At 41.5% G+C, this 23,921-nt stretch carries 23 protein-coding genes; 22 read left to right on the top strand and 1 reads right to left on the bottom strand.

Annotated features, from left to right (window positions below):
* Positions 1-2: 2 nt before the first annotated feature.
* The 9 genes from fmt to spoVM are packed head-to-tail and all read left to right on the top strand — an operon-like array spanning position 3 to position 8,476.
* On the top strand, positions 3-944 hold the full coding sequence (fmt, locus tag MKX47_RS04470) for a methionyl-tRNA formyltransferase (RefSeq protein ID WP_340771567.1): 942 nt from the start codon (positions 3-5) through the stop codon (positions 942-944).
* Positions 941-2,302, top strand: a complete 1,362-nt coding sequence (gene rsmB / locus MKX47_RS04475; protein WP_340771568.1) for a 16S rRNA (cytosine(967)-C(5))-methyltransferase RsmB — start codon at positions 941-943, stop codon at positions 2,300-2,302. The genes fmt and rsmB overlap by 4 nt, the downstream gene beginning before the upstream one ends.
* Before the next feature lie 4 nt (positions 2,303-2,306).
* Positions 2,307-3,455 (top strand): 23S rRNA (adenine(2503)-C(2))-methyltransferase RlmN, encoded by a 1,149-nt coding sequence (gene rlmN, locus MKX47_RS04480; RefSeq protein WP_340771569.1) that lies wholly within the window; start codon positions 2,307-2,309, stop codon positions 3,453-3,455.
* A 10-nt stretch (positions 3,456-3,465) separates the two neighbouring features.
* On the top strand, positions 3,466-4,212 hold the full coding sequence (locus MKX47_RS04485) for a Stp1/IreP family PP2C-type Ser/Thr phosphatase (RefSeq protein ID WP_340771571.1): 747 nt from the start codon (positions 3,466-3,468) through the stop codon (positions 4,210-4,212).
* A 3-nt stretch (positions 4,213-4,215) separates the two neighbouring features.
* The gene (gene pknB / locus MKX47_RS04490; protein ID WP_340771572.1) at positions 4,216-6,183 is read left to right on the top strand and encodes a Stk1 family PASTA domain-containing Ser/Thr kinase; all 1,968 of its coding nucleotides are present in this window, start codon (positions 4,216-4,218) and stop codon (positions 6,181-6,183) included.
* A gap of 11 nt (positions 6,184-6,194) precedes the next feature.
* Complete coding sequence (rsgA, locus tag MKX47_RS04495) at positions 6,195-7,076, top strand: ribosome small subunit-dependent GTPase A (protein WP_340771573.1); 882 nt, start codon at positions 6,195-6,197, stop codon at positions 7,074-7,076.
* A gap of 2 nt (positions 7,077-7,078) precedes the next feature.
* On the top strand, positions 7,079-7,744 hold the full coding sequence (rpe, locus tag MKX47_RS04500; RefSeq protein WP_340771574.1) for a ribulose-phosphate 3-epimerase: 666 nt from the start codon (positions 7,079-7,081) through the stop codon (positions 7,742-7,744).
* Entirely contained in the window at positions 7,741-8,370 is a 630-nt protein-coding gene (locus MKX47_RS04505) for a thiamine diphosphokinase (RefSeq protein ID WP_340771575.1), read from the top strand. The genes rpe and MKX47_RS04505 overlap by 4 nt, the downstream gene beginning before the upstream one ends.
* 10 nt (positions 8,371-8,380) lie before the next feature.
* Positions 8,381-8,476, top strand: coding sequence for a stage V sporulation protein SpoVM (gene spoVM, locus MKX47_RS04510; protein WP_340771581.1), 96 nt, complete (start codon positions 8,381-8,383; stop codon positions 8,474-8,476).
* A 261-nt stretch (positions 8,477-8,737) separates the two neighbouring features.
* Here spoVM and rpmB read toward each other — a convergent pair whose 3' ends face one another.
* The gene (gene rpmB / locus MKX47_RS04515; RefSeq protein ID WP_079560418.1) at positions 8,738-8,926 is read right to left on the bottom strand and encodes a 50S ribosomal protein L28; all 189 of its coding nucleotides are present in this window, start codon (positions 8,924-8,926) and stop codon (positions 8,738-8,740) included.
* 328 nt (positions 8,927-9,254) lie between these two features.
* On the opposite strand from rpmB, the gene MKX47_RS04520 reads away from it, so the two are divergent.
* The 13 genes from MKX47_RS04520 (at position 9,255) to smc (ending at position 23,910) form a co-directional block, all read left to right on the top strand.
* The gene (locus MKX47_RS04520; protein ID WP_057985890.1) at positions 9,255-9,617 is read left to right on the top strand and encodes an Asp23/Gls24 family envelope stress response protein; all 363 of its coding nucleotides are present in this window, start codon (positions 9,255-9,257) and stop codon (positions 9,615-9,617) included.
* Positions 9,618-9,635: 18 nt separating this feature from the next.
* Positions 9,636-11,282, top strand: coding sequence for a DAK2 domain-containing protein (locus MKX47_RS04525; protein WP_340771589.1), 1,647 nt, complete (start codon positions 9,636-9,638; stop codon positions 11,280-11,282).
* 165 nt (positions 11,283-11,447) lie between these two features.
* The gene (gene sdaAB / locus MKX47_RS04530) at positions 11,448-12,110 is read left to right on the top strand and encodes an L-serine ammonia-lyase, iron-sulfur-dependent subunit beta (RefSeq protein WP_340771591.1); all 663 of its coding nucleotides are present in this window, start codon (positions 11,448-11,450) and stop codon (positions 12,108-12,110) included.
* A gap of 11 nt (positions 12,111-12,121) precedes the next feature.
* Positions 12,122-13,042 (top strand): L-serine ammonia-lyase, iron-sulfur-dependent, subunit alpha, encoded by a 921-nt coding sequence (sdaAA, locus tag MKX47_RS04535; protein WP_340771593.1) that lies wholly within the window; start codon positions 12,122-12,124, stop codon positions 13,040-13,042.
* A gap of 117 nt (positions 13,043-13,159) precedes the next feature.
* Positions 13,160-15,199, top strand: coding sequence for an ATP-dependent DNA helicase RecG (recG, locus tag MKX47_RS04540; RefSeq protein ID WP_340771595.1), 2,040 nt, complete (start codon positions 13,160-13,162; stop codon positions 15,197-15,199).
* A 66-nt stretch (positions 15,200-15,265) separates the two neighbouring features.
* On the top strand, positions 15,266-15,688 hold the full coding sequence (locus MKX47_RS04545; protein WP_340771599.1) for a VOC family protein: 423 nt from the start codon (positions 15,266-15,268) through the stop codon (positions 15,686-15,688).
* Positions 15,689-15,810: 122 nt separating this feature from the next.
* Positions 15,811-16,383 (top strand): transcription factor FapR, encoded by a 573-nt coding sequence (gene fapR / locus MKX47_RS04550; protein WP_340771601.1) that lies wholly within the window; start codon positions 15,811-15,813, stop codon positions 16,381-16,383.
* Positions 16,380-17,375 (top strand): phosphate acyltransferase PlsX, encoded by a 996-nt coding sequence (gene plsX, locus MKX47_RS04555; protein ID WP_340771604.1) that lies wholly within the window; start codon positions 16,380-16,382, stop codon positions 17,373-17,375. The genes fapR and plsX overlap by 4 nt, the downstream gene beginning before the upstream one ends.
* Before the next feature lie 24 nt (positions 17,376-17,399).
* Complete coding sequence (fabD, locus tag MKX47_RS04560; protein ID WP_340771606.1) at positions 17,400-18,353, top strand: ACP S-malonyltransferase; 954 nt, start codon at positions 17,400-17,402, stop codon at positions 18,351-18,353.
* Positions 18,344-19,090 (top strand): 3-oxoacyl-[acyl-carrier-protein] reductase, encoded by a 747-nt coding sequence (gene fabG / locus MKX47_RS04565; RefSeq protein WP_340771609.1) that lies wholly within the window; start codon positions 18,344-18,346, stop codon positions 19,088-19,090. The genes fabD and fabG overlap by 10 nt, the downstream gene beginning before the upstream one ends.
* Before the next feature lie 31 nt (positions 19,091-19,121).
* Positions 19,122-19,358 (top strand): acyl carrier protein, encoded by a 237-nt coding sequence (acpP, locus tag MKX47_RS04570; protein ID WP_340771612.1) that lies wholly within the window; start codon positions 19,122-19,124, stop codon positions 19,356-19,358.
* Between the two features lie 225 nt (positions 19,359-19,583).
* Positions 19,584-20,345, top strand: a complete 762-nt coding sequence (gene rnc, locus MKX47_RS04575) for a ribonuclease III (protein ID WP_340771614.1) — start codon at positions 19,584-19,586, stop codon at positions 20,343-20,345.
* 1 nt (position 20,346) lies between these two features.
* Positions 20,347-23,910: a chromosome segregation protein SMC gene (gene smc / locus MKX47_RS04580; protein ID WP_340771617.1), complete on the top strand. Its 3,564-nt coding sequence runs from the start codon at positions 20,347-20,349 to the stop codon at positions 23,908-23,910.
* Positions 23,911-23,921 lie beyond the last annotated feature (11 nt).

Here is a 23,921-nt window from a genome sequence, read left to right on the forward strand (position 1 = left end):
CGATGACAAAAATCGTTTTCATGGGAACGCCAGCATTTTCAGCGCCAATATTACGCATGCTACATGAGGAAGGTTATGAAATTTTAGCGGTTGTGACACAGCCCGACCGTCCAGTAGGGCGTAAAAAAGTATTAACACCACCTCCAGTAAAGGAAGAAGCGTTAGTATTAGGCTTACCTATTATTCAGCCCGAAAAACTACGAGGCTCAGAGGAATTGCAGCAAATTCTGGCATTAAATCCGGATTTGGTCGTAACGGCGGCGTTTGGGCAAATTTTACCAAAGGAATTATTAGATGCCCCACGTTTAGGCTGTATTAATGTACATGCCTCGCTATTACCGGCATACCGCGGGGGTGCACCAATTCACCAAGCAATTATTGATGGTCAAGCCCAAACAGGTGTGACGATTATGTACATGGCCGAAAAGCTAGATGCGGGCGATATTATTTCACAGCGCGCAATTGCCATTGAAGAGACAGATCATACTGGTGGCATGTTTGATAAATTAAGTGCTGTTGGTCGTGAGTTATTAAAAGAAACATTGCCTTCCATTATCGATGGTACAAATGCGCGTACCGTTCAGGATGAAACACTTGTTACATTTGCCAGCAATATTAGCCGTGAGCAGGAGTTAATTGATTGGAATAAAGACGCACGTACATTATATAATCAATTGCGCGGATTACATCCTTGGCCCGTTGCCTATACAAGATTGGAAGAGGCAAACTTCAAAATTTGGTGGGCACAAGTTGGGAAGACCTCGACAACGGCTGCACCGGGTGAAGTTGTAAAGATTGAAAAAGACCATTTCGAAGTCGCAACAGGTGATGGCTCGACTTTAGCTTTATACGATGTACAGCCAGCGGGTAAAAAACGTATGACTGCAGAAGAATATTTACGTGGTACGGGCTCGAAATTACAGATTGGGGACCGTTTTCAATGAGTAAGAAAAAACAAGTCATTTGGGATGGAAATGTGCGTGACGCGGCACTAACAATATTATTAACGGTCGACAAAAGCCAAGCGTACAGCAATTTACTCTTACACCAAACGATTGAAAAATATAAAATTGACGCCAAAGACCGTGGCCTCTTAACCGAATTAACATATGGTACATTGCAGCATAAATACACGCTCGATTATTATTTAGAGCCGTTTATTCGAGGGAAAGTCGATATTTGGGTGCGCTGGCTACTACGCATGTCGCTTTACCAAATGCATTATTTAACACGTATACCAGCACATGCCGCCGTAAATGAGGCAGTAGAAATTGCAAAACGTCGTGGTCATAAAGGCATTGCGTCAATGGTCAATGGGATTTTACGTTCAATTTTACGTGAAGGTGTGCGTTCGACGGATTTAATTGAGGATGCGAATGAGCGCTTAGCAATTGAAACAAGTCATCCACAGTGGCTCGTCAATCGTTGGGTAGAAAGCTATGGCTATGAGCATACGCGCGAAATGCTACTAGAAAACAATATCGCGCCCTTACAAACCGTGCGCGTAAATACAACAAAAGCGACGGTAGAGCAGGTATTAACGACATTAGAGCGAGAAGGTATTAAAGCGCGTCGTAGTGAATTTATGCCACAGTGCTTATATATTGAAAGTGGTCAAGCAGCTCGTACAGGTGCATTCCGTAATGGGTTAATTACCATTCAAGATGAAAGCTCGATGTTACCCGCTACGGTGCTAAATCCACAGCCTGGGATGAAAGTGCTAGATATGTGTGCAGCACCAGGTGGAAAAACTACGCACTTAGCGGAAATCATGAACAACGAAGGCTCGATTTTAGCGACCGATTTACATCCGAAAAAACTCGATTTAATCGAAGAAAATGTGACGCGTTTAGGGTTAGATATTGTAGAAACAGCACCACTTGATGGCCGAAAAGCTGCGGCCTTTTTACAAAAGGAAGGCTATGATGCGATTTTAGTCGATGCACCGTGCTCAGGCTTAGGGGTGATGCGTCGTAAGCCAGATATTAAATATACGAAGCGCGAAGAGGATTTAGCGAGCTTACAAACAATCCAATTAGCTATTTTAGAAAATGCCGTTCAGCTATTAAAAGACGGTGGACGATTAGTGTACTCGACATGTACAGTTGATCGTCATGAAAACGAAGGTACGGTACAAGCCTTCTTACAAGCACATCCTGATATGCAGGCTATGCCTTTAGAAAATTTACCAGCACAACTCAATGCGAAACAACAAGACGGGATGCTACAAGTATTCCCTCAAGATATTGGCAGTGACGGATTTTTCGTTGCAGCATTCGTAAAAAAAGGAGCGTCCAATTAAACTAATGGAGCAGGAACAATTAAAGCAATTTGATGAACGAATTCAGGATTTAGTGGAAGAAGCGGTAGACAAGCCAGTGCGCCGTGTGAAAAAAGAAAAGCCACAATTAAAACCTTCTATCTACTCATTACGTCTAGATGAAATGAAGGAATGGTTAACAACGAATGGGGAAAAAGCATTCCGCGCGGGCCAGATTTTTGAGTGGTTATATGAAAAACGAGTGAAAACATTTGAAGAAATGTCGAACTTATCAAAAGGCTTACGTGAAAAGCTAGAAGCAGAGTTCGCATTAACAACACTTTCAACGATTATTAAACAGGAATCAAAGGACGGCACGATTAAGTTTTTATTCCAATTACAAGATGGCTATTCAATCGAAACGGTATTGATGCGTCACGATTATGGGAACTCTATTTGTGTCACAACACAGGTCGGCTGTCGCATCGGTTGTACGTTCTGTGCCTCTACATTAGGTGGACTCAAACGTCACTTAATGGCTGGGGAAATTGTCGAGCAAGTGGTGAAAGTACAGCAGCAGCTTGATCAAACAAATGAACGTGTTTCTTCGATCGTGATTATGGGAATCGGTGAGCCATTCGATAACTATGACGCGATGATGAACTTCTTAAAAATTATGAACGATGACAAAGGCTTAAATATCGGCGCGCGTCATATAACAGTATCAACATCCGGAATTGTACCAAAAATTTATCAATTCGCCGATGAAGGCATGCAAATTAACTTCGCGGTATCGTTGCACGCACCAAATCAAGAGGCACGTCAAAAACTAATGCCGATTGCCAAAGCATATAAATTAGAAGAGCTGATGGAAGCGGTCAACTACTATACGAAGAAAACAGGCCGCCGTGTGACATTCGAATACGGTTTAATGTCTGGTGAAAACGATACAGAAGAAGTGGCGTTAGAATTAGCTAAACTTATTAAAAACATTAAATGTCACGTCAACTTAATTCCAATCAACTACGTGCCAGAGCGCGATTATGTGCGTACATCACGTAGTAAAATCTTTGCTTTTGAAAAGACGTTAAAGGACCAAGGCATTAACGTAACAATCCGTCGTGAGCAAGGTGCGGACATCGCAGCGGCTTGTGGCCAGTTACGTGCACAGGAACGATCACAAGAAACAAAGTAGGTGGACAATCGTGAACTTTACAGTGGAAAGTGATATTGGGTTAAAACGAACAATCAATGAAGATCGGGCGGCGTTTTTTGAGCGCCCCGATCGTTTTAAGCTTGCGATTTTAGCAGATGGCATGGGTGGACATAATGCAGGCGATGTAGCGAGTGAAATGGCGATTACTGAAATGAAACAGCTTTTCGAACAGTTCGACGAATCACAGTTTGCAACAAAACAAGCGCAATTGGAATGGTTGCGTGATGCGGTTTCACATATTAATCAGCAAATTTACCAATATTCCTTAGCAAATGAAAATTGCCAAGGGATGGGGACGACGATGATTGCAATATTAGTTGACCAAAATCATTGTATCATTAGTCATGTCGGCGATAGTCGCGTATATCATTTTACAAATGAATCCGTAGAGTTAGTAACAAGTGACCATTCATACGTAAATATTTTATTGAAAAATGGAGAAATTAGTGAAGAAGAGGCGAAAACTCATCCGAAGCGCAATTTCATTTTAAAAGCGTTAGGCACAGAAGTATCCATTGAACCGGATTTTTATGAAATGACTTTAACCGATGAGGCGCATTTACTCATTTGCTCAGATGGTTTAAGTAATAAGCTAACAACAGAGGAAATGGCAGAAGTGGTAGCCATGGACATGTCAATCCAGGAAAAAGGTAGGAAGTTAGTTCAATTTGCCAATGATCGTGGCGGAGAAGATAATATTTCCCTTATTTTAATGACGACGAAGCAGGAGGTGTAGTCAATGCTAGTAGGAAAACATATTAGTGGCCGTTATAAAATTTTACAATTAATTGGCGGCGGTGGTATGTCCAATGTGTATTTAGCACATGACATTATTTTAAATCGTGATGTCGCCATTAAAATTTTGCGATATGACTTATCAAATGAAGAAGAATTACATCGTCGTTTCCAACGTGAGGCATTGTCTGCAACAAGTTTGACCCATCCGAATATCGTCAGCATTTATGATGTTGGTGAAGATGAGGATATGCATTATATCGTCATGGAATACATTAAGGGGAAAACATTGAAACAATACATACAAGAGTTTTCGCCTTTAGCATCTGCGCGTAGTGTGCACATTATGAAGCAATTAACTTCAGCAATGGCACATGCCCATGACAACGGGATTATTCACCGTGATATTAAGCCACAAAATATTTTAATGGACGAAGCCGGAAATGTAAAAATTACGGATTTTGGGATCGCAACCACTTTGAATGCGACAAGCTATACCCAAACTAATTCTGTTATTGGAACGGTGCATTATTTATCACCCGAGCAGGCACGTGGTGGGATTGCCACAATGAAGTCTGATATTTATGCGCTAGGTATTGTGCTATATGAATTATTAACTGGGGAATTACCGTTTTCAGGAGAATCTGCGGTATCGATTGCTTTAAAGCATTTGCAAACAGAAACGCCCTCTGTGCGAGAATTCGATGCGACAATTCCGCAAAGCGTTGAAAATATCGTGTTAAAGGCAACGGCAAAAGATGCCAATCATCGATACGCTAATGCGGAAGAGATGGAAGCAGATTTAGATACATGCTTATCGTTACAGCGTGTCAATGAGCCAAAATTTGCCCTGCCGATAGATGATGGTGCGACGAAGCTAATTCCGGTTATTAAAGAGCCAAAGCCAGTGCAACCACATATCCAACAGCCTTCTACTGGGGTGACGGAGCAAACGGTGTTGTTAGAAAAAATGTCGACGCCACCACCAAGTCAGCCAGATGGAAAAAAGAAGCCAAAGAAAAAATGGCCGATTTTTGTTGGGGTGATCGCATTGTTAGCGGTTATAGGAATTGCCGTAGCCATTGCGCTAACGCCAAATAAATACACAATTCCAGACGTTACGAATATGCCACTTGAAGAAGCTATTGCTGAAATTGAAGCTGCTGGCTTTGCTGTTGGCAAGCAAGAGGAGCTAAATCACGAAGAGGTTGAGAAAGGTCATATTATCGAAACCACACCGGCGGCAGGATTAGAAAAGATTGAAGGTACAGAAGTCGATTTAGCTGTAAGCATGGGGAAGGCCACATCGACAATGCCTGATTTTGTAGGCAAACAAAGAGCTCAAGTCGAGTTGATGGGCGACGACTATAAAAGCTTTAAATTTGAAGAAGTGCACTCAGATAAAGTTGAAGGCGAAATTATTGAGCAATCGCCATTGCCAGATACGGAAATGATTGCTGAAGAAACGGATGTCGTGCTTAAAGTAAGTAAAGGGAAGAAAATGGAGACAATTATTAGTTTAATTAATTTTAGTGCAGCAGAACGAAAAGAATACGCACGTACATCGGGCTTTAATGTTCGTGTTACGGAGGAAAGACATTCAAATACAGTGGCAGCAGGTCTTGTCATCGAGCAAAAACCAAAAGCAGGCAAAACCGTTGAGGCGGGAAGCACAATTGATGTGGTCATTTCAAAGGGACCAGCAGCGAAACAAGAACAGCTGTATACGAACACGATTAAGATTCCTTATGAGCCTTTAGAAGAAGGGGTAGCGCAAACGGTATCTATTTTTGTTCAAGATAAGCGACATACGATGATTGAACCGTATGAAGTATTAACAATTACGGAAGATACTGACTATTTACTACAGCTAACTATTGTTGAAGGGGAAACGGCAGCATATCAAGTTGTACGTGATAATAATGTCATTATAAGTGAAACGATTAAATATGAAGACCTCGTAAATGAGTAAGGAGGAATTGGATGGCGCAAGCCCAAATTCGAAAAGCATTAAGCGGTTATTATTATGTTGAAAAAGAGGGCGAATTAATTCAATGCCGTGCGCGTGGGATTTTCCGTAATCGCGGAGAATCTCCGCTTGTGGGTGATTTTGTGGAATATTCGTACGATGGAGAATCAGATGGCTCGATTGAAAAAATTTTAGCGCGTCAAAATGCATTAGTACGTCCACCCATTGCCAATGTTGATCAGGCATTGCTTGTATTTTCAGCGAAAGAACCCGATTTTAATACGATTTTATTGGACCGTTTTTTAGTTGTCTTGGAGTCCTTCCATGTCCAGCCGATCATTATTTTAACAAAGCTGGATTTAGTAAGTGATGATGAGCGTGCCAATTTACAGCACTATATTAATGATTACAAAGAAATAGGCTATGAAATTATCGAAACCTTTATAGATGATGAGTCGCTAATGGCTAAATTAGAGCCGATTTTAAAAGATAAGACGTCGGTATTAGCGGGTCAGTCAGGTGTTGGCAAATCAACATTACTGAATACGCTGTTGCCCGATTTAGATTTAAAAACAGGCATTATTTCTAAAAGCTTAGGGCGCGGTAAGCATACAACACGCCATGTAGAATTGATTGAAGTTGGTGGCGGATTACTTGCAGATACGCCGGGCTTTAGTTCGTTTGATTTTGATACAATCGAAAAAGAGGAGCTAACGGCATGTTTGCCCGAAATTTTACGTATGAGCGAGGATTGCAAATTCCGTGGCTGCTTACATATGAAGGAGCCAAAATGTGCAGTCAAGCAAGCAGTAGAGGTGGGGGAAATTCGTACCTACCGCTATGAGCATTATCAACAATTTTTACAAGAAATTATCGATCGAAAGCCGAGGTACTAAACATGATAAAAATTGCACCATCGATTTTAGCAGCAGATTTTGCAAAGCTAGGACAAGAAGTTAAGGAAGTTGAAGCAGCAGGAGCAGAACTTATTCATATCGACGTTATGGATGGCCATTTTGTACCGAATATTTCATTTGGTGCAATTGCATTAGAGGCAATTCGTCCGCTTTCTACATTGCCAATGGATGTGCATTTAATGATTGAAAATCCAGATCAATACATTGAGCAGTTTGCAAAGGCTGGCGCAGATTATATTACGGTTCACGTGGAAGCGTGTCGTCATCTACACCGTACGATCCAATTAATTCGCTCATTTGGTGTAAAGCCAGGTGTTGTATTAAACCCACATACGCCGATAGAATCGATTCAGCATGTGTTAGAAGATGTGGATATGGTGTTATTTATGACGGTCAACCCAGGTTTTGGTGGGCAAAAATTCATTGAATCAGTTGTACCGAAAGTGGCAGCATTATCAAAAATAATTAAAGAGCGCGGCTTAGATATCGCCATCGAAATTGATGGGGGCATTAATGCGGAAACGATTGTACCTTGTGCAAAAGCAGGAGCAACGATTTTCGTAGCAGGCTCAGCTATTTATGGAAAAGAAGATCGCGCACAAGCTTTACAAGAAATTAAACAAGCTGGACTTTTAGCGATTCAGTGATTGTAGCGATTTGTTCAGGCGGCCCCTTAAATGAGGTCGCCTTTTCTTTAAAGCCTGACAAATGGATTGGTGTTGATCGAGGCGCCTTGTATTTAGTGGATGAGGCGATTGTGCCCGATGCGATTGTCGGTGATTTTGATTCGGTATCTGCCGAGGAATTTGCGCGAATTTCGAAAGCGGTCCCGCATATAGATCAATTTCAGTCGGAGAAGGATGAAACCGATACTGACTTAGCGCTTGAAAAGGCGTTACACTATGCACCTACAGAAGTTTGGGTGACAGGGGTGACAGGCGGGCGTTTAGATCATTATGAGGCTGTATTGCGCTCGGTCTATCATTTACAGCAGCAATATCCCGGAATTATCTTTAAAATCATCAATCCTTCTAATGAAATTCAGTTTTTAATGCCAAAACAGCATGTGCTACATAAAGGCATCTATTCGTATGTTTCGTTTTTTGCCTATGGTCAAACGCTGACAAATGTGACATTACGTGGCGTGAAATACGAAACGACGGATGAAGTGATTGAACAAGGAACAACACGCTTTACAAGCAATGAAATCCTATCTGAGGGGTCTATTTCTTTTCAAGGTGGCATATGTTTAATGATAAAGAGTAGAGACTAGGAGGGGCTTTTTGAAGGTATATACATTTCAATTACCAAAATGGGTGAGCGGGATGGCAAGAGGCTGTGTGAAACTGTTTCGAAGAGATAAAAAAGAGAAAAAATAATCGGCAGCTATCGTTCGCTACTATGCGGGCGGTAGCTTTTTCTTTTGGTGGGCCATGTAATTTTTGATGAATAATGGGTTTTTGTGTGTTCGCAAATATATGTTGAAAATCGCAAATAACTTCTAGAAATCGCAAATATCCGCGCAGTTTCGCAAATAAAATCAAAAAGTCGCAACTATCTCGCCTGTACAGCACATCAAATTTCGGGTATACATCTATAATAAAAAAGAGCACCAGCTTAAGCTGATGCTCCGTACGCGATTATACGCGCTCGATTTTACCTGATTTTAAAGCACGAGCAGAAACCCATACACGTTTTGGCTTACCGTCAACTAAAATACGAACTTTTTGTAAGTTAGCACCCCAAGAACGTTTAGAAGCGTTCATTGCGTGTGAACGGTTGTTGCCTGTACGAGCTTTACGGCCAGTAATTACGCATTGTTTTGGCATTGTAAAATTCCTCCTTACAGCTGAATCTGAAATCTATATTTCAGTTCGATATTTCACATACCATAATAATTTAACATACGATCCGAATGAGTGCAAGACATTTTGCACAACCTTTCAAGAAAAAAACCTTTACACCTTACTTTCCTTGAAAGCTTGCTTCTTTTTAAAGGTAAAGATAAGTAACTTATCAATATTTTTCTTCATTGCACGTGTCGGAATTTGTCATAAAAACAAGTTCAAACTAGACGAATACGAACGTTTTCTTTTATAATCGACTTTTGTGTAGTACAATATAATTTAGTCAAATAGAGCCAAGGGGGCATACACTATGTCAGTTGAATTAAATAATGAATTCGGCCATATTGATATTTCCAATGATGTAATTGCACAAATTGCTGGTGGCGCAGCAATCGAATGCTACGGAATCGTGGGCATGGCTTCAAAACATCAAATTCGTGATGGATTAACAGATATTTTACGAAAAGAAAATTTTGCAAAAGGCGTACTCATTCGCCAAGAGGGTGAAGACTTACATATTGATATGTATATTGTTGTAAGCTATGGCACAAAAATTTCTGAAATCGCATATCAAGTTCAATCAAAAGTAAAATACACAGTAAATAAAACATTAGGCATGAGCGTGAAGTCAGTTAACATTTTTGTTCAAGGCGTTCGTGTGGCGAACGTGTAAGAGGAGGAAATGAATCGGATGAAGTCTTTAGACGGAATTAAATTTGCTGAAATGGTACAAATGGGTGCACACCATCTTTACCAAAATGCAGCATATGTAGATTCACTAAATGTATTCCCTGTACCAGACGGGGATACGGGGACAAATATGAATTTGTCAATGACATCTGGTGCAAACGAAACAGAAGCAAACGTAAATGAACATATTGGGAAAGTAGCACAAAGCTTGTCGAAAGGGTTACTGATGGGTGCACGCGGAAACTCAGGTGTTATTTTGTCGCAATTATTCCGTGGTTTCGGCAAAGCCATCGAAAAAGAGGCAACAATCGACGCGCAAGGTTTAGCAAAAGCATTCCAAGCGGGTGTTGATACAGCGTACAAAGCAGTTATGAAGCCGGTGGAAGGGACAATCCTAACGGTAGCACGTGAAGCAGCAGCAAAGGCGGTAGAAGTTGCAGAAGCTGAGCAAGATATGATTGCTGTGATGGAAGCGTTCACGACAGAAGCAAAGGCGTCATTAAACCGCACACCAGATCTTCTACCAGTGTTGAAAGAAGTTGGTGTAGTTGATAGTGGTGGTCAAGGTTTATTATTCGTTTATGAAGGCTTCCTTGCTTCTATGAAGGGCGAGCCATTACCAGAGAAAAATGAATCTTCTTTAGATGATTTAATTAATGCAGAACACCATCGTGTACAAGACTTCATGGATACATCAGATATCGAGTTTGGCTATTGTACAGAAATCATGGTTCGCTTTGAAGAGGATAAAGCACCATTTGACGAAGATCAATTCCGCCAAGAACTTAATCCAATGGGTGATTCCTTATTAGTTATTTCTGATGATGAAATTGCAAAAGTACATATTCACTCGGAAACTCCAGGTGCTGTACTTGCTGCAGGTCAAAAATATGGTAGCCTAATTAAAATCAAAGTAGATAATATGCGAGAGCAACATTCTGCGATTGTAGGGGATGCGCCAAAAGCACCTACAGCAAAAGCGCAACCAAAAGTACCGTACGCGATTGTAACGATTGCAATGGGTGAAGGTGTGGCAAACTTATTACGTTCAATCGGTGCTTCTTATGTCATTGAAGGTGGTCAAACAATGAACCCTTCAACAGAAGACATCGTCAAAGCGGTCCAAGAAATTGGTGCTGAGCGCGTGTTAATTTTACCGAATAACAAAAATATTATTATGGCAGCAGAACAAGCAGCAGAGCTATTAGAAATTGAAGCAGCGGTTGTACCGACAAAAACGATTCCTCAAGGGATGGCGGCCATTTTAGCGTTCAACCCAGAAGAGTCTGTTGAAAACAATCAAAACAATATGACAACTGGCTTTGCACACGTAAAAACTGGACAAGTAACATACGCTGTTCGTGATACATCAATCGATGGTGTTGAAATCCATAAAGACGACTACATGGCCCTAGCAGAAGGGAAAATCATTTTATCGACAAAAGAAATGATGGACGCTGCAAAGCAAGTGTTAGAAAACTTAATGGATGAAGAGGCAGAAATCGTAACCGTGATTTATGGTGAGGATGCTACAGCAGCGCAAGCCGAGGAATTACAAAGCTATATCGAAGAAAATTATTCAGATGCAGAAGTAGAAATTGTGGAAGGGAAACAATCCCTTTACCCATTCATCTTGTCTGTAGAATAATGGCTTTTGATTCTTAAGTATCTAAATAGTTGTTTTTTTAAACATTCGACTCTCGTGAAATAGCGAGGGTCGTCTTTTCGTTTTTAACAAGAAATTTGTTAATTATAGAAAAAATGGTTAAAATAGTAGTGAATAGAAGCATGAAAGAAAACGGAGGGGCCTCTTATGAAATTTACATCAGTTTTTGATATTATCGGACCTGTGATGATCGGTCCTTCTTCATCGCATACAGCGGGTGCAGCGCGAATTGGGCGAGTAGCACGTGATTTATTTGGCCGTCAGCCGAAATGGGTGAAAATTTACCTATATGGCTCGTTTGCAGAGACTTATCGTGGTCACGGAACAGACGTTGCACTTGTCGGTGGCTTATTGGATTATGATACGGATGACGAGCGTATTAAAACAGCCTTTACAGAAGCAGAAAAAGCAGGCTTGCAATTTGAATTTATCCCCGAAACGGCCAATAAAGAACATCCAAACACAGCACGTTTACTGATGGGTGATGATGCAGGCGAAATGAGTGTGGAAGGGATTTCAATTGGTGGCGGTAAAATCGAAATTAGCGAAGTAAACGGTTTCAAACTACGTCTAACTGGTGGAATGCCAGCTATTTTAGTTGTCCATGACGACCGCGCAGGCTGTATCGCAAATGTTGCCAACTGTTTAGCAATGCATCATGTTAACATCGGTCATATGGAAGTATCTCGCATTGAGCGTGGTTTAACGGCGTTAATGGTGATTGAGGTGGATCAAAATATCGATGCGCGCATTATCGAGCAAATTTCTTACATCCCACATATAACAAAAGTTTCAAAAATTAATAACTAAGGGGTGGTCATATGGATGTATTATTTCGTAGTGTTCGAGAATTAGTAGAGCTTGCTGAAAATGAAGGGAAGCTTATTTCAGAATTAATGATTGAGCAGGAAATGTTAATAAGTGGTCGTTCGCGTGAAGAAATTTTCGCGCAAATGGATCGTAACTTAACCGTGATGGAAGAAGCGGTTGAGCGTGGGCTTCGCGGGGTGCAATCCGTAACAGGCTTAACAGGCGGTGATGCGGTATTATTACAAAACTATATCGCACAGGGCAATTCACTTGCAGGTGATTTATTATTAGATGCCGTTAGTAAAGCAGTAGCGACGAATGAGGTTAATGCGGCAATGGGGACGATTTGTGCGACACCAACTGCGGGTTCTGCAGGCGTTGTTCCGGGCACATTATTTGCGGTTAAAAATAAATTAAACCCAACACGTGAGCAAATGATTCGTTATTTATTCACTTCAGGTGCATTTGGCTTTATCGTAGCGAACAATGCGTCGATCTCAGGGGCTGAAGGAGGCTGTCAAGCAGAGGTCGGAAGTGCATCGGCAATGGCAGCAGCGGCAATCGTCGAAATGGCGGGCGGTTCACCGCAACAAAGTTCAGATGCATTTGCCATTACATTAAAAAATATGCTCGGCCTTGTATGTGACCCGGTAGCCGGTCTTGTTGAAGTACCTTGTGTGAAGCGTAATGCAATGGGTGCGTCCAATTCACTCGTAGCAGCGGATATGGCGTTGGCGGGCGTAACGAGCCGTATTCCATGCGATGAAGTAATTGGCGCGATGTATCGAATCGGTCAAGCGATGAGTCCGAATTTAAAAGAAACGGCACGCGGCGGATTGGCAGCAACACCTACAGGAAGAGCTATTACGCATGCGATTTTTGAAGGCGGTAATCTAAAAGAAATTTTAAAATCACGCACAATTAATCATTAGCTATAATTTGAATGTGTCCCTCTTTGGATGCATTCATTTTTTTATTTCAAATAGAACGTATGCACCCATTTTATGCTATGCTAAGTACAAACATTAAAATAAAGGAAGTGTCAAACGATGATTCATGAACCGGTTTCGAATTTAAAAGGTATCGGAAAAGAAACAGCAGAACAGTTAGCAAAAATCGGCATCGATACCGTACATGATTTAATTTGGACATTTCCCTATCGTCATGAAGATTTTAGATTAAAAGATCTAGCCGAAACACCGCATAATGAACGGGTTACGATTGAGGCACGTGTAGAAAGTGAACCAACGGCATTATTTTTAGGGAAAAATAAATCACGCTTACAATTTACAGCATTAGCGGGAAGACATTTGATTAAAGTAGTATTCTTTAACCAAAACTATTTACGTCAAAAAATTTCAATAGGCATGACGATTACCGTTACAGGGAAATGGGATCGCGGTCGTCAAGTGCTCGTCGGTAGCTCGGTAACATTCGGACCAAAAACTGAGCAAGTGGATTTTGAACCCGTCTATAGTTTAAAAGGGGGCTTGCAGCAAAAGCGCTTTCGCAAATACATGCGCCAAGCCCTTGATACAGCAAAAGAAGAATTACGCGAAACCTTGCCACAGACGATTCGTGAAAACTACCAATTATTAGCGTTACAAGATGCGCTAGAGGGCGTGCATTTTCCGACAGATGCCGACCATGCAAAACAAGCGCGACGTCGTTTTGTTTATGAGGAGCTACTTGAATTTCAGCTGCGCATTCAAGCGTTACGAAAAACGAATAAAGAGCTCGAAAAGGGAATTTCTATTCGCTATGATTTAGAAAAATTAAAAGCATTTATCGCTACATTACCTTATGAACTGACTGGTGCCCAAAAACGTGTAGTCAATGAAATATGCAAAGATTTATTAATTCCACAGCGCATGAACCGCTTACTACAAGGGGATGTTGGTTCTGGGAAGACGGTTGTCGCGGCAATTGGCTTATACGCAGCAGTTACGGCTGGCTATCAAGGGGCATTAATGGCACCAACTGAAATTTTAGCCGAGCAGCATGCGGAAAACTTACATGCGTGGTTTGACCCCATTGGCATTAAGGTGGCGCTCTTATCAGGTTCAACAAAAGCAAAGGTACGTCGGGAGCTATTAGCGCAACTTGCCGCGGGAGAAATTGATATTTTAATCGGGACGCATGCGCTTATACAGCCGGATGTGGAATTTAACCAATTAGGCTTTGTCATTACCGACGAGCAGCACCGTTTTGGCGTAGAGCAACGGCGAGTATTGCGTGAAAAAGGTGAAAATCCAGATGTCTTATTTATGACAGCTACGCCTATTCCGCGAACATTGGCCATTACGGTATTTGGTGAAATGGATGTATCCATTATCGATGAGCTACCAGCAGGGCGAAAAGAAATCGAAACACATTGGCTAAAAAAAGAACAGCTAAATAGTGTATTAATGCGAATGGCGCAAGAGCTGGAGGCGGGGCGCCAAGCATATGTCATTACACCACTGATAGAAGAATCAGACAAGCTTGATGTACAAAATGCCGTCGATGCATATGAACATTTAGCGCTGTACTTTGGCAATCGTTTTAAAGTAGGATTAATGCACGGAAAATTACATCCAGATGAAAAGGATGCGGTTATGCGCGCATTTAATGATGGGGAGATTCATGTGTTGGTATCGACAACGGTTGTCGAAGTAGGGGTAAATGTTCCGAATGCGACGTTTATGACTATTTATGATGCCGAGCGCTTTGGTTTAGCGCAGCTCCATCAATTACGAGGACGTGTTGGGCGTGGAGAGCATCAGTCGTATTGTGTATTAATTGCTGATCCGAAAACCGATGAGGGTAAAGAGCGCATGATGAGTATGACCGAAACGAATGACGGCTTCCGATTAGCCGAAAAGGATTTAGAGCTACGTGGCTCCGGTGATTTTTTCGGGAAGCGTCAAAGTGGGTTACCAGAATTTAAAATGGCGGATTTAGTACATGATTATCGAGCGCTTGAAACAGCAAGACAGGATGCGGCGAAAATGCTGTACGAGGATGCGTTCTGGCAAGATGCGGAGTACGAGGGGCTACGTGAAAAACTGGTAGCATCGGGTGTACTTGAAGGAGATCGTATGGATTAAAGGTTTGAAAATTTGAAATGGTGGAATAATAAAAAGCTAATAAAAAATAGAAATGAGGAATAATTGATGGCGAAAATGCATCCGTATTTTGTATTTAAAGGGGAAACGAAAGAAGCAGTCGCACTGTATGCCAAGCTGTTTAATGCAAAAAATGTAAACGTATTAACATTTGGCGAAATGCCAGAAGACCCAGCACATCCCGTACCGGAGGAAGCTAAGCATTTAGTCATGCATGCTTTCATCGAATTAGAAGGGGATATGAAAATGATGTTCTCGGATACATTCCCAGGCTCACCACAAGTAACGGTAGGGGATAATATTACAATTGCCTATATGTCAGAGGATGAAAATCAAATTCGCTCAATCTTTGAAGGGTTAGCGGAGGGCGGCACAGTAACAATGCCTTTACAAGAAACATTTTGGAGCAAATGCTATGGACAAGTGACAGATAAGTTCGGCGTTTTATGGCAATTAAGCTACGAGCAATAATGGATTTATGTAGAACGCGACAAAAAAGTTGTTGCGTTCTTTTTTAGTACCATGTATATTGATATTAGTACCAAGTGCTAATACTAATCTTATAGAAAATTAAAGGCAGGTAACAAATACGTATGAAGCGTTCAAAAAAAGAGCGTCAGTCGTTATTGACGGAAAAAATAGCCGACAATCCTTTCATAACAGATGAACAATTAGCAACAGAATTTAATGTCAGTGTTCAAACGATTCGTCTGGATCGCATGGAGTTAGCTATTCCGGAATTGCGTGAACGTATAAAGGATGTTGCTGCGAAAAAATATGATGAAGTAAAATCACTGCCTCTGGATGAAGTGATTGGAGAAATTATTGATATAGAGCTAGACAATCGTGCTATTTCAATTTTTGATGTTGGAGAAGAACATGTTTTCCAACGTAATGGGATTGCACGAGGGCATCATTTATTTGCACAGGCTAATTCATTGGCGGTAGCGGTAATTGATGACGAACTGGCGCTAACAGTAAAATCAAATGTTGCTTTTGTGAAACCTGTTAAAGCAGGGGATCGTGTTGTAACAAAAGCGATTGTAAAAGGAAGACACACTGAAAAAAATCGGACATTAATTGACGTGATTTCAACGGTGGACAATGAAGTCGTTTTTAAAGGTGAATTTGAAATGTACCGCACGAAAGGTGAAGAAGTAATATGAAGTTAGCAGTAGACGGTATGGGTGGAGACAATGCACCTCAAGCAATTGTCGAAGGCGTATTACTGGCCCTTGATGATTTTCCGAACTTAGAAATTGATTTGTATGGTGACGAACAAAAGATGGCACCATATTTAAAGCAGCATAGCCGTTTAAACGTCGTACATTGTACAGAAGTTGTTGAAGCAGAGGATGATCCAGCACGTGCGGTTCGTCGTAAAAAGGATTCTTCTATGACACGTATGCTTGATGCGGTAGCAGAAGGTAGAGCCGAGGCTTGTTTATCAGCGGGGAATACCGGGGCATTAATGGCAGGCGGCTTGTTTAAAGTAGGGCGTATTGATGGGGTATCGCGTCCAGCGCTGGCAACAACATTACCAACAATGAATGGTGACGGCTTCTTAATGTTAGATTTAGGCGCGAATGCGGATGCTAAGCCTGAAAACTTATTGCAATACGCAATTATGGGGGATATTTATGTCAGACAAGTGCGTGGTCTTGCATCACCACGTGTCGGATTATTAAATATCGGTACCGAAGATAAAAAAGGTAACGAATTAACGAAATCGGCCTTTACATTATTAAAAGAAGCAGATTTTAATTTTGAAGGTAATGTGGAATCACGTGAGTTATTAAACGGGGTCGCGGATGTCGTAGTGACGGACGGCTTCACAGGAAATATGGTATTGAAGACACTTGAAGGAACAGCAGGCACGATTTTTAAAATGTTAAAAGAGGCATTATTCGCAACAACGAAAACAAAAATCGCAGCAGCGCTCGTAAAAAATGATTTAAAACAATTAAAAGATAAGATGGATTACACCGAGTATGGTGGGGCGGCGTTATTCGGTTTAAAAGCACCTGTCATTAAAGCGCATGGTTCTTCCAATCCGCGTGCCATCTATAGTGCAATTCGACAAGCATCCATTATGGTGGAACATAAGGTATGTGAAACCATTACCGAAAAGATCGAACAATTGCCAAAATCAGAATAAGTTTTTCACAAAGGGGAATTCGATATGACAAAAATTGCGTTTATTTTTCCGGGGCAAGGTTCGCAATCCGTGGGGATGGGTGCGGAGCTTGTAGCAAGCGACGAAAAAAGTAACCAATATTATGTACGTGCAGACGAAGTGTTAAATTTACCATTGTCGGACTATATGTTAAATGGTCCACAGGAGACATTAACGCTGACGTATCATGCACAGCCAGCACTTTTAACAACAGGTGTCATGATTGCGAAAAAGTTATTAGCTGCGGGGATTCAGCCACATTTTACGGCGGGTCATTCATTAGGAGAATATAGTGCATTCGTTATTTCAGAAGTAGTAACTTTTGAAGATGCGGTGAAAACAGTTCATCAGCGTGGGGTGTATATGGACGAGGCAGTGCCAGCAGGTCAAGGGGCAATGGCGGCAATTTTAGCATTGGACGGGGAACAGCTAAATGCCATTTGCGAACAAGTATCAGCTACTGGCGAAGTGGTGCAAGTGGCCAACTTCAACTGCCCAGGCCAAATTGTGATTTCGGGGACGAAACAAGGTGTCGATGAGGCATGTAAACGTGCGAAGGAAGCTGGCGCAAAACGAGCGCTTCCATTAGTAGTAAGTGGACCCTTCCATAGTGCGTTAATGCAAAAAGCGGCAGACAACTTAGCAACATCTATTTCAACATTAGCGATTCAAAGTCCGAAAATTCCGGTTGTGAGTAATGTAACCTCACAATTGTTAACAACACCTGAGCAAATTCAGCAAGAAATGGTTGCACAGGTAACGAGCTCAGTACAATGGGAGCAAAATGTGCAAACACTGATTGCACAGGGGGTTACGGTATTTATCGAATGTGGTCCAGGCAAGGTGTTATCTGGGCTCGTGAAGAAAATTGATCGCAACGTGCAAACATATTGTGTCTATGATGAGGCAAGCTTTGCACAAGTTATGGAAGCATCAAAGGAGTGGACACAATGGGTTTAACGGGGAAATGTGCCATTGTAACGGGCGCGTCACGTGGTATCGGTCGTGCAATTGCGTTAGAATTAGCAAGCCAAGGCGCGCGGGTTGTAGTCAATTACAGCGGTAGCGTGGAAAAAGCAAAGCAAGTTGTAGAAGAAATTCAAACAAATGGCGGCGAGGCAATTGCTGTACAAGCAGATGTAGCGAATGGAGAATCGGTACAACAATTAATGCAAACAGCGCTTGAAACATATGGTTCGATTGATATTTTAGTGAATAACGCCGGCATTACGCGCGATAATTTGATAATGCGTATGAAAGATGATGAATGGGATGATGTCATCAACACCAATTTAAAAGGTGTGTTCCTTTGTACAAAAGCGGTAACGCGTCAAATGATGAAGCAGCGTGCGGGACGTATCATTAATATTTCGTCCATTGTTGGTGTTGCCGGGAACCCTGGTCAGGCAAATTACGTTGCAGCAAAGGCGGGGGTCATTGGGTTAACGAAAACAACGGCTCAAGAACTTGCATCACGAAATATTTTAGTTAATGCAATTGCACCGGGCTTTATTACAACAGAAATGACAGAGGGCTTACCTGAGGATTTAAAACAAGCCATGCTAAAGCAAATTCCGCTAGCAAAGCTTGGACAGCCAGAGGATATCGCAAAAGCCGTAACATTTTTCGCGTCCGACAGTGCTAATTACATTACGGGTCAAACCTTGCAAATCGATGGCGGTATGGTAATGGCTTAGTTTTTTAGCTTATTTGAGGGGAGGTGACATTATGTCTACAGTATTTGAACGTGTATCAAAAGTAGTAGTTGACCGCTTAGGCGTTGACGAAAGTGAAGTAAAATTAGAAGCATCATTCCGTGATGATTTAGGTGCCGATTCATTAGACGTTGTTGAGCTAGTAATGGAACTAGAAGACGAGTTCGATATGGAAATTTCTGATGAAGATGCAGAAAAAATCGGTACAGTTGGTGATGCTATCTCATACATCGAAAGCAAAGTTAGCTAATAACTGAATGGAAAGGGTGCTCTGTTGAATTAATCTAACAGAACATCCTTTTTTTCTTAGGGGAAAATCAGAGGCGAACGCAAAATGATTGTCAAAGTATTTGCCATACGATTCACATTTGTCAAAATCCTTGACTTTACGCCTTTTTTTAGCGACTACCCTTTGCACAATAGTATAGAACAATGTAAACTAAACGATAGAAACTAGAAGGAAGGCAGAAAGTCCATGATGCAAAGAAGAAAAGGTAGTAACCAAAAAGCAGGTGTACTCCCTGAAAAAGTAAGAGCACAATTTCAATTATTACAAGAAGAAATGAATATTCATTTCACAAATAAGGCGTTATTATATCAAGCCTTTACACATTCATCTTATGTGAATGAGCATCGCCGCAAACAATTTACGGACAATGAACGATTAGAATTTTTAGGGGACGCAGTATTAGAATTATCGGTATCAAAATATTTATTTGAAAAATTCCAGAACATGAGTGAAGGGCAATTAACGAAATTACGTGCGTCTATCGTATGTGAGCCTTCATTAGTCGTGTTTGCCAACGAATTGAATTTTGGTCATTTTGTGTTATTAGGTAAAGGCGAAGAATTAACAGGTGGTCGAGAACGTCCAGCATTGCTTGCAGATGTCTTTGAATCCTTTGTAGGCGCACTTTATTTGGATCAAGGTTTAGACGTCGTTGTCGCGTTTTTAGAACGTATCGTATTCCCTAAAGTAGAAGTCGGTGCTTTTTCGCATGTGATGGATTTTAAAAGTCAATTGCAGGAAATCATACAACAAACAAATAACGGTCTGTTACATTATGAAATTATCGATGAAAAAGGACCGGCGCATAACAGAATCTTTGTTTCGCGCGTCTTACTAAACAGTCAAGAATTAGGTCTTGGTCGCGGTAAATCGAAGAAAGAAGCTGAGCAGCAAGCAGCGCAAAGTGCGATGGTTATGCTTAAGCAGTCAAAGCTAGAGGGGGAATAATATGTTCCTTAAACGACTTGAAGTAGTAGGTTTCAAATCATTTGCTGAACGAATTGGCATTGATTTTGTTCCTGGAGTAACAGCAGTAGTAGGCCCAAATGGTAGTGGTAAAAGTAATGTCACAGATGCCATTCGCTGGGTTTTAGGAGAGCAATCCGCAAAAAGTCTACGCGGTGCGAAAATGGAGGATGTCATCTTCGCCGGTAGTGAATCACGTAAAGCATTGAACTTTGCAGAAGTAACACTTGTTTTGGACAATACAGATGAGCAAATTGCCATTCCATATACAGAAATAAATGTCACAAGACGTGTGTATCGTTCAGGTGATAGCGAATATTTGCTGAATAATCAGCAATGTCGCCTGAAGGATATTACGGACTTGTTTATGGATTCAGGTCTTGGAAAAGAAGCGTTTTCCATTATTTCACAGGGACGCGTGGATGAAATATTAAACAGCCGTCCAGATGATCGTCGTAGTATTTTTGAAGAGGCAGCGGGCGTTTTAAAATATAAATTACGCAAGAAAAAAGCCGAGCACAAATTAGTCGAAACCGATGAAAACTTAAATCGTGTACTCGATATTTTACATGAAATCGAAACGCGTTTAGAGCCATTAAAAATTCAGGCTTCCAGCGCAAAAGACTATATTCGAATGACGACAGAATTGAAGGATTTTGACATTGCGTTAATGGTTCATGACATTGTCGCACATGAAACGACATTAAGAGCCTTTGATGTCGAGCATGGGACGCTTGCAATTGCGGAAAAAGAGCATGCAACTAAAATGGCACAGTTTGAGACGCATTTACGTAAAGTGCGTAGCGAGTTAAAAACGATTGATGAAGTGCTCGATATTTCACAAGAGCAGCTTGTCGAAGCGAGTGCAGAGGTAGAACGTTGGGAAGGACGCAAAGCATTATTTAATGAAAAGCGTTCGAATGCCGAAAAGCAAATCCAACATTTGAAACATTCGCTTCTTCAGGCGAATGACACCGTAGCAGAGCTAATGGCGCAAGAGCAAGAAAAGCGCCAGCAATTTACTGAAAAGCAAAAAAATGTACAACAGGTGCGTTCGTCATTAAAGCAAGTTGAACAAGCACTGACACGTACAGCTTCTGAAATTGAACAAGAAATCGAACAGGCGAAAAATATGTTCATTAACTTATTAAATGAAGAAGCCACTGTCAAAAATGAATTGAAGCATCTCGACCAGCAACTTTCACAGGAGCAGGCTTCTTCAGAGCGTATGACAGGTCGTTCATCTGAAATGCAAAAAGAGCTTGCACAAGCAGTTGTCGAGCAGCAAACAATCACACAAGTACTGGAACAATCAGAGCTCGCTGTAAAAGAACAGCTTGATCGCTATGATGTATTACAAATTCAGCTAAAAACAGCGACAGCAGATCTAGATGAGAAGCAGGCGCTATTATATAAAGCCTATCAGCACCATCAACAGTTAAAAGCGCGTAAAGAAACATTAGCTGAGTTAGAGGCTGATTTTTCAGGCTTTTTCCATGGTGTAAAGGAAGTGTTGCTTGCTCGTGATCGTGGCCAGCTACAGGGGATTGAAGGTGCCGTAGCAGAACTCATTCAAGTGGAGGCAAAATATTCACAAGCACTTGAAACGGCATTAGGGGCAGCTTCCCAGCATATTGTGACAGCAAATGAACAACATGCACAAAAGGCAATTGGCTGGTTAAAGCAAAAGCGTGCGGGCCGTGCAACATTTTTACCGAAAACCGTTATGCGTTCACGTAAAATTCAGCCGCATCAATTGCAAGAGATTCAGTCACATCCTGCCTATATTGCATTGGCATACGAATTAGTAAGCTATGCACCTGAAAATACGAATATTATCGAAAACCTTTTAGGGAATGTCCTAGTAGCCGCAAATTTAGAGGGCGCGGGTCAAATTGCACGAATTTTAGGCTTTAAGTATCGTATTGTGACGCTTGATGGTGATATCGTTAACGCGGGTGGTTCATTAACGGGTGGTGCCTTAAAGCAACAAAGTTCACTGTTTTCACGAAAAGCTGAGCTCGATCAACTTGTGACGACATTAGCGGAGATGGAAGCGACAATTCAATCAGCGGAGCAAATTGTTTCAACAAAGAAGTCTGAAATAGCCGCGTTACGTCATACGTTAGAAGAGATGAAGCTACAGGGAGAAACACTGCGTGAGCAAGAACAGATCCATCGTTCAAAGCTATTAGAGCTGGATATGACGGTGAAGAGCTTACAAACAACGGTTTCGTTAACGCAGTCTGAACAATCAACCGTAACAACACGTAAAGAATCATTAGCTGAACAGCAGCAGCATTCGACAACCCGTCTAGCACAATTGCAAGAGGAATTACAGCAAGTGCAGCAAACAGTAGACGAGTTGACAAAGGCAAAAGAGCAGAGTGAAACACAAAAAGATGTGTTGCGCGAACAATTGGCACAGCTACGCTCAGAACAAGCTGTCGCACAGGAACAGTTAACACAAGTACAAGCAGCCATCGCAGGTATTGAGCTAAATTTAACGAAGGCAAAAGACCAAGCCCTAAAGATTTCCCAGGAAATAGAATGGATTGAATCAGAAGATGGTGTGAATGGCCCTTCTTCGGAAGAATTAGCGCAAACGATTGCAGATTGGACGCTGAAGAAAGAGGTATTAACGGAAACGATTTTAAAAAATCGTCAGTCCCGAGATTCCTTGCATGAACAAACGACAGAAATCGAAATTCAACTACAAGAAGTACAACGGGTACATAAAAGCTATGTCGACGCAATTCGCGCATTAGAATTAAAACGTAGTCGTATTGAATTTGAAAAAACAAACTTGCAACAGCAATTACTCGAGCAGTATGAACTCGATATTATTACTGCACAAGATGAAGCGATTCAAATTGAAGAAGTCGAGCAAGTGCGTCGTAAAGTAAAACTATTAAAGCAATCGATCGAAGAACTAGGGCCGGTGAATGTGTCGGCAATCGAAGAATTTGATCGCGTACAGGAGCGCTATGCCTTTTTAAGTGAACAACGTGAAGATTTAGTTGCTGCCAAAGATACATTGCATCTAGCCATTGGTGAAATGGATGAAGAAATGACCGAACGCTTTGGTGAAACGTTTAAGCAAATTCGCCAGCAGTTTGTTGTGTCATTCCGTGAATTATTTGGTGGTGGTACAGCCGATTTAGTACTGCTAGACCCAGATAATTTATTGGAAACGGGCATTGAAATTATTGCGCAACCACCAGGGAAAAAGCTACAAAGTTTAAGCCTTTTATCGGGGGGCGAACGTGCATTAACAGCAATTGCTTTATTGTTTGCGATTTTGAATACTCGCCCAGTACCGTTCTGTGTACTTGATGAAGTAGAGGCAGCGCTTGATGAATCAAATGTTGCGCGCTATAGTGATTATTTACGTAAATTTAGCAGTCAGACCCAATTCATCGTCATTACACACCGTAAAGGGACGATGGAAGGAGCGGATGTTCTATATGGGATTACGATGCAAGAATCAGGCGTTTCGAAGCTTGTGTCAGTAAAACTAGAGGAACAACCCGATTTAGTAACGTAAGGGAGTGTCGA

The sequence above is a fragment of the Solibacillus sp. FSL R7-0668 genome, from assembly GCF_038006205.1.
Lineage (GTDB): Bacteria > Bacillota > Bacilli > Bacillales_A > Planococcaceae > Solibacillus.